This window comes from Nocardia sp. NPDC127526 (assembly GCF_042672265.1).
In the GTDB taxonomy this organism is placed as follows: Bacteria; Actinomycetota; Actinomycetes; order Mycobacteriales; family Mycobacteriaceae; genus Nocardia.
Genome location: NZ_JBHXVO010000016.1, coordinates 103,488 through 120,746 on the forward strand (window position 1 = coordinate 103,488; position 17,259 = coordinate 120,746).

The 17,259-nt window shown below is 68.4% G+C and carries 15 protein-coding genes; 4 read left to right on the forward strand and 11 right to left on the reverse strand.

Going from position 1 to position 17,259, the window contains the following annotated elements:
- A complete protein-coding gene (locus ACFVIV_RS24195) occupies positions 1–255 on the reverse strand; it encodes a hypothetical protein (RefSeq protein ID WP_379199896.1) in 255 nt (84 codons plus the stop codon).
- Between the two features lie 152 nt (positions 256–407).
- Entirely contained in the window at positions 408–644 is a 237-nt protein-coding gene (locus ACFVIV_RS24200; RefSeq protein ID WP_379199898.1) for a hypothetical protein, read from the reverse strand.
- Between the two features lie 65 nt (positions 645–709).
- On the opposite strand from ACFVIV_RS24200, the gene ACFVIV_RS24205 reads away from it, so the two are divergent.
- Positions 710–2,764 carry a glycoside hydrolase family 15 protein gene (locus tag ACFVIV_RS24205; RefSeq protein WP_379199900.1) on the forward strand — a complete coding sequence of 685 codons (2,055 nt, stop codon included), beginning with the start codon at positions 710–712 and terminating at the stop codon, positions 2,762–2,764.
- A gap of 9 nt (positions 2,765–2,773) precedes the next feature.
- Here ACFVIV_RS24205 and ACFVIV_RS24210 read toward each other — a convergent pair whose 3' ends face one another.
- The 3 genes from ACFVIV_RS24210 to lepA all read right to left on the reverse strand — a co-directional run bounded on the left by ACFVIV_RS24210 (position 2,774) and on the right by lepA (position 9,243).
- Positions 2,774–4,567 carry a dynamin family protein gene (locus ACFVIV_RS24210; RefSeq protein WP_379199902.1) on the reverse strand — a complete coding sequence of 598 codons (1,794 nt, stop codon included), beginning with the start codon at positions 4,565–4,567 and terminating at the stop codon, positions 2,774–2,776.
- Positions 4,564–6,984, reverse strand: coding sequence for a hypothetical protein (locus tag ACFVIV_RS24215; protein WP_379199904.1), 2,421 nt, complete (start codon positions 6,982–6,984; stop codon positions 4,564–4,566). Before ACFVIV_RS24215 ends, ACFVIV_RS24210 begins: the two co-directional genes overlap by 4 nt.
- A 408-nt stretch (positions 6,985–7,392) precedes the next feature.
- Positions 7,393–9,243, reverse strand: coding sequence for a translation elongation factor 4 (gene lepA / locus ACFVIV_RS24220; RefSeq protein WP_379199906.1), 1,851 nt, complete (start codon positions 9,241–9,243; stop codon positions 7,393–7,395).
- An 82-nt stretch (positions 9,244–9,325) separates the two neighbouring features.
- On the opposite strand from lepA, the gene ACFVIV_RS24225 reads away from it, so the two are divergent.
- Positions 9,326–9,907, forward strand: coding sequence for a type II toxin-antitoxin system PemK/MazF family toxin (locus ACFVIV_RS24225; RefSeq protein ID WP_379199908.1), 582 nt, complete (start codon positions 9,326–9,328; stop codon positions 9,905–9,907).
- Between the two features lie 83 nt (positions 9,908–9,990).
- On the opposite strand, the gene ACFVIV_RS24230 is transcribed toward ACFVIV_RS24225, so the two are convergent.
- The 4 genes from ACFVIV_RS24230 to ACFVIV_RS24245 form a co-directional block, all read right to left on the reverse strand.
- Positions 9,991–10,770 carry an aquaporin gene (locus ACFVIV_RS24230; RefSeq protein WP_379199910.1) on the reverse strand — a complete coding sequence of 260 codons (780 nt, stop codon included), beginning with the start codon at positions 10,768–10,770 and terminating at the stop codon, positions 9,991–9,993.
- Positions 10,771–10,834: 64 nt separating this feature from the next.
- On the reverse strand, positions 10,835–11,677 hold the full coding sequence (locus ACFVIV_RS24235; RefSeq protein WP_379199912.1) for a transglutaminase domain-containing protein: 843 nt from the start codon (positions 11,675–11,677) through the stop codon (positions 10,835–10,837).
- Positions 11,674–12,642, reverse strand: a complete 969-nt coding sequence (locus tag ACFVIV_RS24240; protein ID WP_379199914.1) for an alpha-E domain-containing protein — start codon at positions 12,640–12,642, stop codon at positions 11,674–11,676. The genes ACFVIV_RS24235 and ACFVIV_RS24240 overlap by 4 nt, the downstream gene beginning before the upstream one ends.
- Before the next feature lie 21 nt (positions 12,643–12,663).
- The gene (locus ACFVIV_RS24245; RefSeq protein ID WP_379199916.1) at positions 12,664–14,316 is read right to left on the reverse strand and encodes a circularly permuted type 2 ATP-grasp protein; all 1,653 of its coding nucleotides are present in this window, start codon (positions 14,314–14,316) and stop codon (positions 12,664–12,666) included.
- Between the two features lie 211 nt (positions 14,317–14,527).
- Here ACFVIV_RS24245 and rpsT point away from each other — a divergent pair, with 211 nt between their 5' ends.
- Both rpsT and ACFVIV_RS24255 read left to right on the forward strand, forming a co-directional pair.
- The gene (rpsT, locus tag ACFVIV_RS24250; RefSeq protein ID WP_379199918.1) at positions 14,528–14,791 is read left to right on the forward strand and encodes a 30S ribosomal protein S20; all 264 of its coding nucleotides are present in this window, start codon (positions 14,528–14,530) and stop codon (positions 14,789–14,791) included.
- A gap of 273 nt (positions 14,792–15,064) precedes the next feature.
- Positions 15,065–15,799, forward strand: coding sequence for an LGFP repeat-containing protein (locus tag ACFVIV_RS24255; protein ID WP_379199920.1), 735 nt, complete (start codon positions 15,065–15,067; stop codon positions 15,797–15,799).
- A 1-nt stretch (position 15,800) separates the two neighbouring features.
- On the opposite strand, the gene holA is transcribed toward ACFVIV_RS24255, so the two are convergent.
- Together holA and ACFVIV_RS24265 are read right to left on the reverse strand one after the other, a co-directional pair.
- The gene (gene holA / locus ACFVIV_RS24260; protein ID WP_379199922.1) at positions 15,801–16,772 is read right to left on the reverse strand and encodes a DNA polymerase III subunit delta; all 972 of its coding nucleotides are present in this window, start codon (positions 16,770–16,772) and stop codon (positions 15,801–15,803) included.
- A gap of 68 nt (positions 16,773–16,840) precedes the next feature.
- Entirely contained in the window at positions 16,841–17,191 is a 351-nt protein-coding gene (locus tag ACFVIV_RS24265; RefSeq protein ID WP_379199923.1) for a winged helix-turn-helix transcriptional regulator, read from the reverse strand.
- Positions 17,192–17,259 lie beyond the last annotated feature (68 nt).

Here is a 17,259-nt window from a genome sequence, read left to right on the forward strand (position 1 = left end):
CTACTCGTCTTCCGCCATGGGCGGGGTCTCCAGGATGTCGAGCACCCATTCCTCGGTGGCGGATTCCGCATCGTCCTCGTCGATGCGGATGCGGTTGCTCAGCCGCACGCCCAGGCCCAGCAGTTGCGCCGCCTTGACCATGTCCACGGCCTCCTCGGGGCCGCAGGTGTGAGTCGCGATCAGGCGCGGCTCGTCCTCGAATTCCTCGTCGACGAGCAGCGTCTCGAGTTCCATGCCTTCATCGGTGGTTGACATGGTGCAGCAGAGTACGCGCAGGGTTCGCTCGACACGTAGGGAAACCCGATTCGACCGGGTGAACAGCCAGCGAATTCAGCGTGTGAGCAGCCAGGCGACGACGACCAGAACCAGCAGGGCGATCAGGGCGAGCTGGACGCGCGAGCGCGGCATCAGGCGGCTTCCTTCCGGGTCGGGCGGGGTGCGGCGACGGCGGCCGTGGCCTCCTGCGCAACCACCCGATCCCGGCCCAGCGCCCGCAGAGCGAGGCGCAGCGCGCGGTCCAGCACGAACGCGAGAGCGAAGCAGACGGGCACCACGGCGGCCAGCACCACGGCGAACTGGGGAACGAAGGGCAGGCCGGCCACCCAGAGTTCGACGCCGTCCCACCAATCAGCAATCCGATGCACGACACCAACCTACGCCCAGAAGTCGCGGGTGGACGATTCGGGCCGAACGGACAGATCATTGTGTGATGGAGTCCTACGACGAACCGGAGTCGAACGACCGGCCGCTCGGCAGTAGCTACGACCCTCCCGGCCCGGGCCCACTGGAGCCGCCGCGCGACTCGGTGGACCGGCCCGACGCCGCGCTCACCGACGACTACCTGCCGTCGGTGCCCGTCGGGGTGAGCCATCATTCGCCGTATCCGCCCATCGACGACTACGCCTTCCTGTCCGACTGCGAGACCAACTGCCTCATCGCCCGCAACGGTTCGGTGGAGTGGATGTGCGTGCCGCGCCCGGACTCCCCCAGCATCTTCGGCGCCATGCTCGATCGCAGCGCCGGGCACTTCCGCATCGGCCCCTACGGCCGCAATGTGCCCGCGGCGCGGCGCTACCTGCCCGGCGGGCTCATTGTGGAGACCACCTGGCAGACCGAGACCGGCTGGCTCATCGTGCGCGACGCGCTGGTGCTGGGCCCGTGGCACAACAATCAGGCGCGCAGCCGCACCCATCGCCGCACGCCCATGGACTGGGATGCCGAGCACATCCTGCTGCGCACGGTGAAATGCGTGAACGGCACGGTGGAGCTGGAGATGAGCTGCGAGCCGGCCTTCGACTACCACCGGGGACCGGCCAAGTGGGAGTACACCGGCGACGTCTATGAGAAGGCAAGCGCCACTTGCGATATCGAGGGCTGCCCGACGCTGACCCTCACCACCGACCTGCGCCTGGGCCTGGAGGGCCGGGAGGCGCGCGCCCGCAAGCGCATGCAGGAGGGCGATCAGGTCTTCGTGGCGCTGTCCTGGTCGGAGCTGCCGCCGCCGCGCACCTTCGCCGAGGCGGCGGAGAAGATGTGGCTGACCACCGAGTGCTGGCGGCAGTGGATCACCTTGGGCCGCTTCCCGGATCATCCGTGGCGCGGGCATCTGCAGCGCAGTGCGCTCACCTTGAAGGGCCTCACCTATGCTCCGACCGGGGCGCTGCTGGCGGCGGCCACCACCTCGCTGCCGGAAACACCTGGCGGGGAACGCAATTGGGATTACCGCTACACCTGGGTCCGGGATTCCAGCTTCGCGCTGTGGGGTCTGTACACCCTCGGCCTGGACCGCGAGGCCGATGACTTCTTCGCCTTCCTGCACGATGTCGCCACCGACGACAATGGCAAAGCCATTCCGCTGCAAGTGCTCTACGGCATCGGCGGGGAGCGCCAGATCACCGAATCCGAGCTGACGCACCTGGACGGCTACGACCACGCCCGCCCGGTGCGCATCGGCAATGGCGCCTACAACCAGGACCAGCACGATATCTGGGGCACCCTGCTGGATTCCGTTTATCTGCACGTGAAGTCGCGCCGTCAGGTCCCGGAAACCTTGTGGCCCATGCTGGAACGGCAGGTGCAGGCGGCAATCGACAACTGGCGCAAGCCCGATCGCGGCATCTGGGAGGTGCGCGGCGAGCCGCAGCACTTCACCTGCTCGAAGGTGATGTGCTGGGTGGCGCTCGATCGCGGCGCGAAGCTCGCCGAGCTGCACAGCGAATTCGACTACGCCCGCAAGTGGCGCGATATCGCCGACGAGATCCACGCCGACATCCTCGATCACGGCGTCAATGCCGATGGCGTCTTCACCCAGGTCTACGGCGGCGACTCGCTGGACGCGTCACTGCTGCTGGTGCCGCTGCTGCGGTTCCTGCCGCCCGAGGATCACCGCGTGCGCGCCACGGTGCTGGCCATTGCCGACGAGCTGACCGAGAACGGCCTGGTGCTGCGGTATCGCACCGAGACCACCGACGACGGCCTGTACGGCGAGGAGGGCTCGTTCACCATTTGCTCGTTCTGGCTGGTCTCCGCGCTCGTCGAGATCGGCGAGCTGGAGCGCGCCCGCCAGTTGCTGGAGCGGCTGCTCGGCTATGCCAGCCCGCTCAAGCTCTACGCCGAGGAGATCGACACGACCACCGGACGCCATTTGGGCAACTTCCCGCAGGCGTTCACCCATCTGGCGCTCATCAATGCCGTCATGCACGTCATCCGGGCCGAAGAGTCCCACCGCGCAGGACAATTCAACCCGGCCCACCCGGGACGGTAGGATCCGCGACTATTCGCTGAGGGCGTCGGCGCGTTCCCGCAGATCGCGCAGGCGCACCAGCGAGGTCTCGATCTCGGTGAGGCGATATTCGCGGCGCTGACCGGAGTGCACGGCCGCGGCCTCCTCGGCGGCGCGCAGCGAGGCGTCCACCGAACGCAGTGTCTCATTGGCGATCTCGGTGAAGTGGTCGCGCAGGCTGCGCTGCACGGCGCGCAGGCGGTAGCGGGATTCCTTGGACACCTGGAAGATCACATCGTCCATGAGGCGGGCGACCGCGAGCTTGGCCTCGGCCTGGCGGCGCTGTTTGCGGCCCTTGCGGTCCTCCCAGAACGCATGCGAGCCCAGCAGCACGCCGGCGCCGGCGGAGTACCAGTTCACCAGGGGCATGCCGAGCAGGCTGGTGGCCATGCCGACCATGAGGACGCCGGCGTAGGAGCCGCGCAGCGAGCTCAGGAACTGTTCGGTGACAGCGGGTTTCCCGGTGACGAGCGCATCGAGGTCGGCCACCGGTTCCAGGACCGCACCCACCTCGCCCGGATTGTCCAGGCGCAGATCGGGAGTCGGGATGCCGCTGTCGGGGAATTTTGCCGCCACCTGTTCGGACAGTTCCACCGAGCGGTAGTGGGCGATGACGAAGTTCTCCTCGACGGCCTCGCAGATCCGGGCGTCCAGGTCGGCTCCGAATTCCCGCCAGCGCTTGGCCGGATCGCCCTTCATGATGCCGGCCTCGGCATCGCGGACCAGGCTGCGCAGGCGGTGGCGCAGATCGTGTTCGGTATCGGCCATCAGCTCGGCCGCGCCGTCGGCCAGGGTCACCTGCCAGTTGGCGGTGCGCTGGCGGAGCTGTTCGGCTTCCTCGCGGGTGCGGCGGAGCTGTTCGGTGATGACGGAGTAGCGGCGCGGATCGCGCAGGGTTTCGGCCTCGGTGCGCAAGGCCAGGGCGAGATGGTCGGTAATGAGGCGGATATCGCCCACGGCGGCCTCGGCCGCCACCGCGTCGGCCCGGCCCAGCACATACCCGCGTAGGTGCTCGAGCAGTTGCGGCACACCGGATTCCAGATCCGAGCGCGGATTGCCGGCGGCCTGATCGTGCAGCAGCGCGGAGGCGGGGGCCACGGCGAAGGCCAGACCGGCGTCGTCGAGCAGTTCGCGGTCGCGCTGTTGGACCTGCGGCCACTGCGGATACTGGTCGATCTTGTTGAGCACGCAGATGACCGTCGGGCACACCTGCTGGATGCGCTGCAGCTGCGCGATCTGCTCGGGCGTGAACGGCGCGCTCGCGTCGGCGACATAGAGGACGGCGTCGGCCGCGGCGATGAGCGACCAGGTGGCCGGGGTGTCGGCCGGTGAGCCGGGCGCGTCCAGCATCACGAAACCCTCGGCCAGCAGCGGGCTGGGCTGGGTGAACTCGGCCCGGATGACATCGGCGTTCAGGGCCTCGGCGACGGTCTGCGGATCGACCTGCTCGCGGTCGGTGCGACCGCCGTCGCCCACCTTCACCAGGGTGGCGGTGGGTTGCTCCCCGTACTCGGCGATGACCGGCACGCTGATCGCACTGTCGGTGGCGCTGACCGGCGCTCCGACCAGGCTGTTGACGAGTGTGCTCATGCCGCTCTTGGATTCGCCCACCACGACCAGGCGCACCCGGGGATCGGCGATGCGGGCGCGGGCGAGCCCGAGCCGCGAGGTCAGATCGGCGCGGCCCGCGGCATGGGTGTGCCCGAGCAGCTCGTCGAGCAGCTCGAGCAGGGGCCCCATCGCATCCGGGTTCTTCACGACGGCAACGCGTTCAGCGCCGCTCACAGCAGCGTGACGTCGTGCACGTCGACTACCGGGTGGTGCGTCTCGATAAAGGTGGCGTCGGGCATGAGATTCGACGTCAGCGCCGCGTCGTGCACCTGGTAGAGCGGTGTCGTATCGGCGATCGACAGCGCGTGGTGGCCCGAATCCGAGACGTCCGCAATGGGTTTCACCGGCTTGGGCATATCCGGCATCGGCTTGGTGGTCAGCGGCGGCATGGTCGCGATGGTCGGATCCGGCACATCGATGGTGGGGTGGGTATCGATGGTGGGCGGCGTGTCCAGGGTCGGATGCGAATCACCGGTCGGCACCGTCGGCTCGACGGTCGGCACCGAGACCGTCGTCGGCGGATTGCTCACCGTCGGCTGGTGCGTCGGAATCGAATCGTTGTCGTCGCTCGGCACCGTCACCGACGGGACGTCCACGTCATCGGTCGGGACGCTGGGCTGCGTGGTGAGGCCGCCGTCCGGGTCCGTACCGGTGGTCGGGTTGGTGACCACCGGTGCGGTGGTGTTGCCCGGACCGGTGGTGCCCCCGGGAGCGGTGGTGTGGCCCGGTGCGGTGGTCGCGCCCGGCGCCGTGGTGACCGCGGGCGCGGTGGTGAGGCCGGGCAGCTTGGTCGTGGCCGGATCGGTCACGCCGGGCACCTTGGTGGTCGGCACGGTCGGCGCGGTGGTCAGCAGCGACGGCGAATCCGCCGTCGAGGGGATGCTGATCTGCGGCGCGGACGTGCCGGGCGCGGTGGTGAGCGGCTGGGCGATCATGGTGGCCGGCTTGTCCGGGTGCTCCGCGACGACCGTCGGCTGCCGCAGGTCCAGCAGGGCCGGAGCGGTGGCGGCGGGCGCGGTCAGCGGCGAGACGGCCGGAGCGGCAAGCAGATTCGCGATCGGCTGCGAGGCGGCATCGGGCTGAATGGTGGTCTGCAGCGGGGTGGTCACCACCGGCTGCGCGACGGCGACCGGAACGACCGGAGCGGGCGCGGCGGCCACGGGGACGACCGGGGCCACGGCCACCGGGGCAACCGGAGCAACGGCGATGGGAGCGACCGGAGCGACAGCAACCGGGGCGACCGGCGCGACGGCAACCGGAGCGGCCGGGGCGGGGGCGACCGGAGCGACAGCCGCCGGAGCCGCGGGCGCGACCGGGCCGATGGGGCCCGCCGGGCCGGGGGCGGGCGCACCGATACCGGCCGCCGGAGCGGAAGGTGCCGCGGGAGCACCCAATCCGGGGGCGCCGGCGCTCGGGCCGGCCGCGCCGGGAGCGTTCAGGCCCGGTCCGTGCGCACCGGGAGCATGCGCGCCCGCACCGGGAGCGGTCGCACCGATCCCCGGACCGGTGGCGCCATTGGGCAGGCCGTTCGCGGGTGCCGCCGCACCGCCGTTCGGTGCGCCGCCGACGGGAGCGGGCGCACCACCGTTCTGCGGATCAGCCTGGTGGCCGGGAGCATTCGCGGCCGCATTCGGCTCATCGAGGCCGCGCAGTCCGCCCAGGAACGAGGAACCGGGCTGATCGGCCGCCTCGACGCCGGGCTTGTAACCCGGCGCATGGGCGATGCCGTCGCTCAGATCCCGCCCGAATTCGTGGAACTGGTTGCCGATATTGCCGACACCGATGTCCACGTTCAGTTCCGAGCGGACCCACACGCCGTCCAGGCCGGCATGCGCGTCGACTTCCCAGCTGGTCTTGACGAAGGCGCCGAAGCCTTCACCGATGCCGTCGAAAGGCCCTGTGTGCGAAGGGTTCTCGAACCCGGATCCGGGCGGGGCGTACCCGCCGCTGTTCATGCCGGGCAGGTGCAGTCCCTCGGTGCCGGGCAGTTTGAGGCCCTGCATGTTCTGCAGGCCGCCGAGGAATCCGCCCTGGTCGTCGTCGAACAGCGCCGACTGCGGATTGCCGAGCGGCAGCCCGAGCGCGGATTCGGAAGATTGCGAGCTCTCCAGCGGCATGCCGAGGGCATTGTGCGAGTCGTCGCCGTAGCCCAGTCCGAAGGCGGGCGTACCGGACTCGGGCAGGCCGAGGCCGCCGAAACCGGCCATGGTCGCATCGCCCTGACCGCCGAAATGGCCGGGGAAGAGTCCGGCGTCGGTGCCGTACTGGCCGTTGTCGAAGGGGTCGGCGACCGGCGAGACGCCGCCGGTGTAGGGCAGCGCGTCCTCGGTGAGGTCGGGGAAGGTCAGGGTCGGGCTGGGCTCGTCGGGCTTGGGATCGTTCACCTGGGACCAGCCGACATTGCGGCTGTCGTGATTGATCGGCGCGCCGCTGTCGGCCTGGTTGCCGCCGGCCGCGATGAGCGCGCCTCCGGTGACGTACGCGCCTGCCCTGGTCACCCGCGAGACCCCGGTGGCAATGCGGTACGCGGTGTCGCCCGCGTAGTCGTCGTCCGCACCGGATGCATCATCGAAGGGCAGATCACGTGTCATACAGGCTCCGCTCTCAGGTGAAGCGCGATCCGCCGTGACGGGCCGCCGTTTCAAAACTCGTTCACACCCTATTTCCGGATATCCGGTCTGTCACATCCACCAGGTCGGAGACGGTGTGCGCAGCGGTGTGAGACATAGCTTGTCACCCTGCATATCTGTACGGAAGCCCCAGTTTTCCGCTGCGTAACGAACCCGGCGCAGCTGAGATGCCCACCGGACTCCCCTGTCGAAGATCGTCCGGCAGAACCTACCCCGCGATTGGCTTTCACAACAATGCCCCGCGGCCCAGCCTCCCAAACCCGGGACAGCAAGCCCCAGAGAAGCACGTGCCCCGCCGCCGACACAGCCTCCAACCCCACACCACAGTGCCCCGCTGCCGTCAGGCAGCGGGGCACGGGAATCGAAGAGCTACTTCTTCGGCTTGTCGGCCGTCGACTCTGTCGACAGCGCCGCCACGAAGGCTTCCTGCGGCACGTCGACGCGGCCGATGGTCTTCATCCGCTTCTTGCCTTCCTTCTGCTTCTCCAGCAGCTTCCGCTTCCGCGAGATGTCGCCGCCGTAGCACTTGGCGAGCACGTCCTTGCGGATGGCGCGAATGTTCTCGCGCGCGATCACCTTGGATCCGATGGCCGCCTGGATCGGCACCTCGAACTGCTGGCGCGGGATGAGCTCGCGCAGCTTGGTGGTCATCTTGTGCCCGTAGGCCTGCGCGGCGTCCTTGTGCACGATGGCCGAGAACGCGTCCACGGCCTCACCCTGCAGCAGGATGTCCACCTTCACCAGCGCGGCCTGCTGTTCGCCGGCCTCCTCATAGTCGAGCGAGGCGTAGCCGCGGGTGCGCGACTTCAGCGAGTCGAAGAAGTCGAAGATGATCTCCGCCATGGGCAGCGTGTACCGCATCTCCACGCGGGTCTCGGACAGGTAGTCCATGCCGAGCAGCTCGCCGCGACGGGACTGGCACAGCTCCATGATGGTGCCGATGAACTCCGACGGCGCGATGACCGTGCACTTGGTGATCGGCTCGTAGATCTCCCGCACCTTGCCTTCCGGCCAGAACGACGGGTTGGTGACGACGTGCTCGGTCCCGTCCTCCATGACCACGCGGTAGATCACGTTGGGCGCTGTCGAAATCAGGTCGAGGCCGAATTCGCGCTGCAGGCGCTCGCGGGTGATCTCCATGTGCAGCAGGCCCAGGAAGCCGCAGCGGAAGCCGAAGCCCAGGGCCACGGAGGTTTCCGGCACATAGGTGAGCGCGGCGTCGTTGAGCTGCAACTTGTCCAGCGCGTCCCGCAGGTCCGGGTAGTCGGAGCCGTCGAGCGGGTACAGACCGGAGTAGACCATCGGCCGCGGCTCGCGGTAACCGGTGAGCGCCTCCTTCGCGCCGTCGCGCGCGAAGGTGATGGTGTCGCCGACCTTGGACTGGCGCACGTCCTTCACACCGGTGATGAGGTAGCCCACCTCGCCGACGCCGAGCCCTTGGGTGGGCTTGGGCTCGGGCGAGACGATGCCGATCTCCAGCAGTTCGTGGGTGGCGCCGGTGGACATCATCTTGATCTTCTGGCGCGGGGTGAGCTTGCCGTCCACCACACGCACATAGGTGACGACGCCGCGATAGGTGTCGTAGACCGAATCGAAGATCATGGCGCGGGCGGGCGCGTCGGCCTCGCCGACCGGCGGCGGCACCTGGCGCACCGCCTCGTTGAGCAGTTCGGGCACGCCGACGCCGGTCTTGCCGGACACCCGCAGCACGTCCTCGGGCTCGCAACCCACGATGTGGGCGAGCTCGGCGGCGTAGCGATCCGGGTCGGCGGCCGGCAGGTCGATCTTGTTCAGCACCGGGATGATGGTGAGGTCCTTGTCCATCGCCAGATAGAGATTGGCGAGGGTCTGCGCCTCGATGCCCTGGGCGGCGTCCACCAGCAGGATCGCACCCTCACACGCCTCCAGCGCGCGGGACACCTCATAGGTGAAGTCCACGTGGCCGGGGGTGTCGATGAGGTGCAGGACGTAGTCCTCACCGTCGACCTGCCAGGGCAGGCGCACGTTCTGCGCCTTGATGGTGATACCGCGTTCGCGCTCGATATCCATGCGGTCCAGGTACTGGGCCCGCATGGCGCGCTCCTCGACCACACCGGTGAGTTGCAACATGCGATCGGCCAGGGTGGATTTCCCGTGGTCGATGTGGGCGATGATGCAGAAGTTCCTGATCCGGGACGGATCGGTGAACGTCGTATCGGCGAAGCTGCTAATCGGAGTCACTCCTCGGCATGGCGAAACAGCGGCATGTCAACCCCGAAGTCTACGGTGCGCGTACCGGCGAACCGCCGCTAGGCTGCCGACCATGGCCGGCAGATGGAATGCTCTGGGGAAGCAGTTGGGAATCGTGGCTAAGGAGCAGGGTTCCCAGCTCGTCCGACAGCAGGCCCCGAAGTTGATCGGGCGGATGCAGAAGTCGTCGATGTGGGATCGGGCGATGAAGGCGGTGACGACGCCGAAGGCGGGACCGGGGGTCTCGGTGCGGCCGACCTCGTCGGCGGGGGTGCCGTCCCGGGACCGCGCCCGCCAGATCGTCTACAGCCCGCAATTGGACGGCCGCGCCGATCCCGGCGAAATCGTCTGGACCTGGGTCCCTTACGAGGAGGACCCGGACAATGGCAAGGACCGCCCCGTCCTGGTGGTCGGCCGCGAACGCAATACTCTCCTCGGCCTGATGCTCTCCTCCAATGCCGACCACGCGCACCACTCGAACTGGGTGGGCATCGGCGACGGCCCCTGGGATCACGCGGGCCGCCCCAGCTGGGTGCGCCTGGACCGGGTGCTCGATGTGCCGGAGGCGGGAATCCGCCGCGAGGGCGCGATCGTCCCGCGCAAGACGTTCGACCTCGTCGCGCATCGATTGTGCGCCGAATACCACTGGTACTGAACGAAAGTGCCCCCGCCGCTTACTTCCTGAAACCCCAGGCCCCGTTTCCGCAGGAAACGGGGCCTGGGGTTCTCAAAGAGCCGTCAGCTCGCCATATTCCGCGAACGGCCGAACATGAGACCGTAGAGCAGGCTGCCGAGCACACCGCCGATCAGCGGGAAGACGACGAACACCCACAGCTGGGCGGGGGCGCCGTCCTGGAAGAAGGCGACGGCGATACTGCGGGCCGGGTTCACCGAGGTGTTGTCGACGGGGATCGAGATCAGGTGGATCACCGCGAGGGTGATGCCGATGGACAGGCCCGCCAGGGGGACGTCGGAGAGCTGGTCGGTGGAGGCCAGGACCACGAAGACCAGCAGCGCGGTGAGCATGACCTCGACGGTGATGGCGGCGGCCAGGCCGTAGCCGTTGACGGTGATGCCGCCGAGTTCGATCTTCGCGGGGCTGTGCGCGCCCCAGCCATTGGCGCCGAGGCCGTCGCGAGCCCGGTTGTAGGAGGGCAGGTTCTGGGCGATGGCGTAAATGGCCACGCCGCTGAGCAGGCCGCCGACAATCTGAGCCAGGGCGTAGGCGCCGGCATGCGCGGCCGAGATGCGGCCGAGCAGGAACTGCCCGACGGTGACCGCCGGATTCACATGGCATCCCGAGATCGGCCCTATGGCGTAGACCAGGAACAACAGGGTGAAGCCGAAGGCCAGGGCGATGCCGAGGGCGCCCACCTTGTCACCGGCCAGCACCGCGGTGCCCACACCGCCGAAGACCAGCACGAAGGTGCCGAAACCTTCGGCGAACAGCTTCCGGCCCAGCGAAATCGGTTCCAGCTCCGATAATTCTTCGACTACTTCCTGCGCTGTTGGAGACATCAGCCACCTTCCCGGTTGGTCCCGCCGTATAGCGGAGAGCACCTGTGTCCTGCCGAATCACGCATCATGCGAGTCGAGTGATCTCCACCACCACTTCGAGATCGGTCGAGCCGCTTCCGCTGAAGATACCTTTCAGAGGCGGCACATCCGCGTAATCACGGCCCACCCCAACGGAAACGTGTTGTTCGGTCACCGGAATGTTGTTGGTCGGGTCGTAGCCCCACCATTGACCCGTCCATGCCTCCACCCAGGCGTGCATCTGCCCGGCCACGGTGCGGCCGACCTCGGCGGCCGGATCGGGATGCAGATAGCCGGAGACGTAGCGGCTGGGAATCCCCATGCCGCGCAACAGCAGCAGGGTCAGGTGCGCGTAGTCCTGGCATACGCCTCGGCGTTCGGCGAAGGCCTCCACCGCGGAGGTGTGCACCGAGGTGGCGCCGGCCGAGTAGTTCATTTCGCGGTGCACCCATTCCGCCACGCGCACAACGGCTTTGGCGGGCGGCACGCCGCGGGCGAGCTGACGGGCGATGGGTGACAGGCGGCGTTCACGCGGCACCTGGGCGGTGGGGGTGAGCAGTTCGTCGAAGCGGTCGGCGACGGCGTCCTCGCGCAGTTCCTCCCAGGACAGCTCCTCGGGCGGGCCGGCGAACGGTTCGGTCTCCACCACCGAGGCGCTGGTGACCTCCAATTCGGTGTGCGGGGCGTGCAGGTCGAAGGCGGTGACGGTGGTGCCCCAATAGTCGGTGTAGCGGTAGGAGCGGGTCGAGGGCACGGTGTCGACCCGGCTGAGGATGACGTTCTGCCGGCTGTCGGCGCGCGGGCTCAGCCGCGCCTCGTTGAACGACCGGGTGACCGGCGCGTCGTACACATATCCGGTGGTGTGCACCACCCGCATCCGCCAGCTCATGCCTGCTCCTGCACCTGGAAGTTGTTGCGCCCGTGCAGACCCGTCCAGGCCACCCAGGATTCGGCGTGGAAGTACTGCAGCGCCACGGCTTCCCCGACCTCGCGGCAGGTCTCCTGCAACCAGAGCAGGCGGCTGGGCAGGTCCTCCAGCAGCACCAGCGAGGGCAGGAACTCCAATTCGCTGCGGGCCCGGCCGAGTAGCCGATGCGCTTCGTGGCGGGCGGCGAAGCGGCTGTTGGGGCGTTGATCCAGTTCCTGCAGGCAGGTTTCGGCCACGCGCAGGGAATGGAAGACCGAGCGCGGGAAAAGGCGGTCCAGCAGAATGAATTCGGCGATCTGATTGGCGTCCAGGACGCCGCGGTGGGTGCGCAGATACGGGTCGTGCGCCCCGGCCGAACGCAGCACCGTCACCCAGGCCGGGGACGAGGCGAGATCCCCCGCCCGCGAGAGCAGCAGGCGCACGGTCATATCCACGCGTTCGATGGATCTGCCCAGCAGCAGGAACCGGTAGCCGTCGTCACGGCTGAGGGTGGAATCGGAGAGTCCGGCGAACATGGCGGCGCGGTCGGTGATGTAGTGGCAGAACTCGTGCGGGCCCAGCGCGCGGGCGGCGCGTTCGGCGGCGGCGAGCCCGTTGAAGGTCGCATTGAGGCATTCCCACATTTCGGTGGAGGTGACTTCTCGTGCGCCCCTGGCGTTTTCCCGCGCCCGGCTGATGGAATCGACAATGGATCCGCCGTGTTCGCGGCCGAAGGCCACCAGCTCGGTCACCGACCACACGTCGAGCTCCGCCGCGGGCGGCTCGATGCCGAGGACCTTGAGCAGGACCCGCGAGGTTCTGTCCGGATCGACGGTCGCGTCCTCGAGCAGTTGATGCACCGCGACATCGAGAATGCGTGCCGTGTACTCGGCGCGTTCGATATAGCGGCCGATCCAGAAGAGGGATTCGGCATTGCGCGCCAACATGATGCTGCGCCCTATCTGTCGTCACTGTTGCTGTTGGCTCGCCCGCGTCGGTGAGGGCTCCCGGGACTGATCGCGATCCCGGGTGATGTGCAGTTCGCTCACCAGCTGCTCGCCCGCCAGTTCGCGCTGCTCCACAGAAGTTCGCGGGGCCAGCACCCAGGTGTCCTTGCTGCCGCCGCCCTGACTGGAGTTCACCACCAGGGAACCGTCCGGCAGCGCCACCCGCGTCAATCCGCCGGGCAGCACCCAGATGTCGTCGCCGTCGTTGACCGCGAAGGGACGCAGGTCCACATGCCGCGGGGAGAGCCGGCCGCCGATCTTGCTCGGCACCGTGGACAGCTGCACCACCGGCTGGGCGATCCAGCCGCGCGGATCGGCGCGCACCTTGCGGCGCACCGCCTCGAGTTCCTTCGCCGTGGCGTCGGGGCCGATGACGATGCCGTAGCCGCCCGAGCCCTCCACGGGTTTCACCACCAATTCCGCCACCCGGTCCAGCACCTCGTCGCGCTCGCCGGGCTCCCAGCAGCGATACGAATCGACATTGGGCAGCACGGGTTTCTCGCTGAGGTAGTACTCGATGAAAGCGGGCACATAGGTGTAGACGAGCTTGTCGTCGCCGACGCCGTTGCCGACGGCATTGGCCAGCACCACGGTGCCCGCGCGGGCGGCGTTCAGGATTCCGGCCACGCCCAGCATGGAGTCGGGCCGGAACTGCATGGGGTCGAGGAAGGTGTCGTCGATGCGGCGGTAGATGACGTCGACCTGCCGCTCGCCGGCGGTGGTGCGCATGTAGACGACATTGTCGCGGCAGAACAGGTCGCGGCCCTCGACCAGTTCCACGCCCATCTGCCGGGCCAGCAGCGAATGCTCGAAGTAGGCGGAGTTGTAGACGCCCGGGGTCAGCACGACCACCGTCGGGTCGGCCTCGTTCGGCGCGGCGGCGCAGCGCAGGGCGCGCAGCAGATGGGCCGGATAGTCGCCGACGGCGCGCACCCGGTGCGAGGCGAACAGGTCCGGGAAGACGCGGGCCATGGTGCGGCGGTTCTCCATCACATACGACACCCCGGACGGGGAGCGCAGATTGTCCTCCAGCACCCGGAAGTCGCCGTGCTCGTCGCGAATCAGGTCGATGCCGGCGACGTGGATGCGCACGCCATTGGGCGGGAACAGGCCGGCGGCCTCGCGGTGGAAATGCGCGCAGGAGGTGACGAGCCGTTTGGGGATGACCCGGTCGCGCAGGATGGTCTGCTCGCCGTACACATCGGCGAGGAAGGCCTCGAGGGCCCGCACCCGCTGCTTGATGCCGCGCTCGAGTTTGGTCCATTCGGTGGCGGCGATCACCCGCGGCACCAGATCCAGCGGGAAGGGCCGCTCCTGGCCGGACAGGGAGAAGGTGATGCCCTGATCCACGAAGGCGCGGTCGAGCGCCTCGGCGCGGGCCGCCAGATCCGCGGCGTCGATGGTGCACAGGGCGGCGTGAATGCCCCGGTAGGCGGGGCGCGGTTTGCCGGAGGAGTCGAACATCTCGTCATAGGCCCGGTCGTAGCGGCCCGGCCGGTATCCCGCGAAGACCCCGATCGCCGCATCGTCGAGCTCGGTGCGGCCGATCGGGGGTGGAACGGCCGCAGCCGGCTTCACTGTCCTGGGTGGACCCTGCGCGGCGGCGGGAGTCATGCAAAAATGGTCCATCACGCAGGGGCAACACGGTGTTGGACCGGGATAAATTTCTGGTTGCGGCCCCATCGCGGATGGGGCCGATTTCATGCCGTGGCGTGTTGCCTGGTAACCTCGATCGTCGGTGCGGCGCTACGCCCTCTTCGTAGCGTGCACTCAAAGACTTTTCAGCCGGTTAAACCACCAAGCGAAGGAACACGAGGAAACAGGCGTGGCCAACATCAAGTCCCAGATGAAGCGGATCCGCACCAACGAGCTTGCGCGTCAGCGCAACCAGTCGGTCAAGTCCGCGCTGCGCACCTCGATCCGCAAGTTCCGCGAGGCCGCCGCGGCGGGCGAGAAGGACAAGGCGGCCGAGCTGATGCGCGACGCGAGCAAGAGCCTGGACAAGGCTGCCTCGAAGGGCGTCATCCACGCCAACCAGGCCGCCAACAAGAAGTCGGCGCTGTCGCTGGCTTTCAACAAGCTCGGCTGATCTACCCGGTACTCGTACCGGAAAACATGCTTAGAATAGCCGCCGTGGCCACGACGACCACGGCGGCTTTTGGCGTAGCCGAGGCGACAACTGATTTCGTGAGGGTCCGGGTAACTCCTGGGGTACGCCCGAGATCGGTTCGGCTCCCAACCGCCGGCACGCGTGCACAACGGCGAACGGCACCCGGGCCGGGCGCTGAAGTCGCGGGGAGGCGGGGGAGCATGGCTGCGAAACGTCGGGGGCAATCTGTAAACACCTGTGTTGGGAGTTGTCTTGCTTCGTAAGAATTCGTCCTGGGGTCGGGCCGCGCTGGCGGCCGGCGCCGTCGCTGTCGTGCTGAGCGCGGGGGTCGGTGCCGCGGGCGCTCGGCCGATCGGGCCGTTCGAGGTGGGCGGGGCCATCGAGGTCGCGTACGACCGGTCCGGCGGGCCGGGCGTATTCGGCGATCCGGTGGGGCCGGAGCTGGACGCGGCGGGCGGGGGTAAGAAGCAGGACTTCGCCAACAACATCTCCATCTACTGGACGCCGGCCACGGATGCGCATGCCGTCGGCGGCGCCATCCGCGACAAGTGGAACGCTCTCGGCTCGGAGTCCGGGACGCTGAAGTACCCGACCGCGGATGAGGGCGCGACCGCCAAACCCGGCCGGTTCCAGACCTTCCAGGGTGGTGCGGTCTACTGGTCGCTGGGCACCGCGGCGCACGCGCTGACCGGCGTGATCCTGCAGAAGTACGGGCAGGTCGGCTGGGAGAACAGCCCGCTGGGCTTCCCCATCACCGATGTCGCCAAGACCTCCACGGAGAACGGTCTCTACGGACTGTTCGAGGGTGGCGCCATCTACTCCACGCAGAAGACCGGCACCCATGTCATCTGGGGTTCCATCCGCGACGAGTGGGTGCGCAATGGTGCGGAGAACGGCCGCTACGGCTTCCCCACCAGCGATGAATACGACTACAACGGCGGGAAGGCCCAGGACTTCCAGGGCGGCAAGCTCACCTGGTCGCCGTAGGTCAGGCCGACTCGCGCAGGTCGAGAATGCGCGAGAGCGCATTCTCGAGCGCGTAATTGGTATCGGCCGCACCGCCCTTGACGTCCGCGTTGAGGGCGGCCACCACCTGCAGCGCCTGACCGATGGTCGCGGCCGTCCAGCCCCGTGATTGGCCTTGCGCCTTCTTCACCTTCCAGGGCGGCATGCCGAGATCGCCGGCCATCTTGAACGGGTCGCCCCGGCCGGCCGATCCGACGCGGGCAATGGTGTGCACCGAATCGGCGAGCGCGTCCGCCAGCAGCACGGCGGGCACGCCGCGATCGGTGGCCCAGCGCAGCGCCTCCATGGCCGCCGGGCGATCGCCGGAGACCGCCAGATCGGCCACATCGAAGCCGGAGACCTCGGCCTTGCCCGAGTAGTACCGGTGCACCGCCGCGAGATCGACCTTGCCGCCGGTATCGGCGACCAATTGCGAACTGGCGGCGGCCAATTCCCGCAGATCCGAGCCGATCGCCTCGATCAGCGCCTGCACCACATCGGCGGAAACCCGGACATTCTGTGCGCGGAATTCGTTGCGCACGAACTCCACTCGCTCACCGGCCTTGCTGACCTTGGCGCAGTTGTGCACGACCGCGCCCAGCTTCTGCAGGGCCGGCGCCAGCGCCTTGGCCCGTCCGCCGCCGGTGTGCAGCACCACCAGCACCACGCCTTCGGGCGGCGACGCGGCGGCATCCTGGATCACCGACACCGCGTCCTTGCCGGCCTCGGCGGCGGACTCCAGCACGATCACCCGGTCCTCGGCGAACAGGGAGGGGCTGAGCAACTCGGCCAGTTCCGCCGTGCTCGCATCGCCGGCCCGCAGCCGGTCCACCGGCATCGAGTCCGGTTCCGGGGTGGCGGCCCGAGCCTGGGCGGTAATCGCCGAAACCGCCCGCTCGATCAGCAATTCCTCTTCACCGAGCACGAGATGCAGGGGCGCGGGTCGTTGGCTCACACAGCGATCCTACGAGCCGCCTCCGACACCCGGCCGCCGGGATCACGGGCTCGCCGGATCCGGATCGCCTAGCGGCTGTGCGAGGGCGCGGGTTCGCCCATGAGATGTTCGCGGCCCCAGGCTTCCAGGGGAAGCAGGGCATTGTTGAGCAGTTCGCCCAGCGGAGTCAGCGAGTACTCGACGCGCGGGATCAGCTCGTCGTAGACCTCGCGGTGCACGATGCCGTCGGCCTCGAGTTCGCGGAGCTGGGTGGTGAGCACCTTCTCGGAGACGCCCGGGACCTGGCGGCGCAGTTCCCCGAAGCGGTGCGGGCGTTCGCTCAGCGGCCAGAGGATCATCATCTTCCACTTGCCGTTCAGGACCGAAAGAGTGGCGTCGAGCCCGCAGGTATAGGCGCCCGGTCTGCGTGTGATCGGCACCACGTGCCCCTTTCCGCTGCCTGTTTTCTTACCCGGAGGTGCGTACCCACTTCCATGTGCGTACTTGA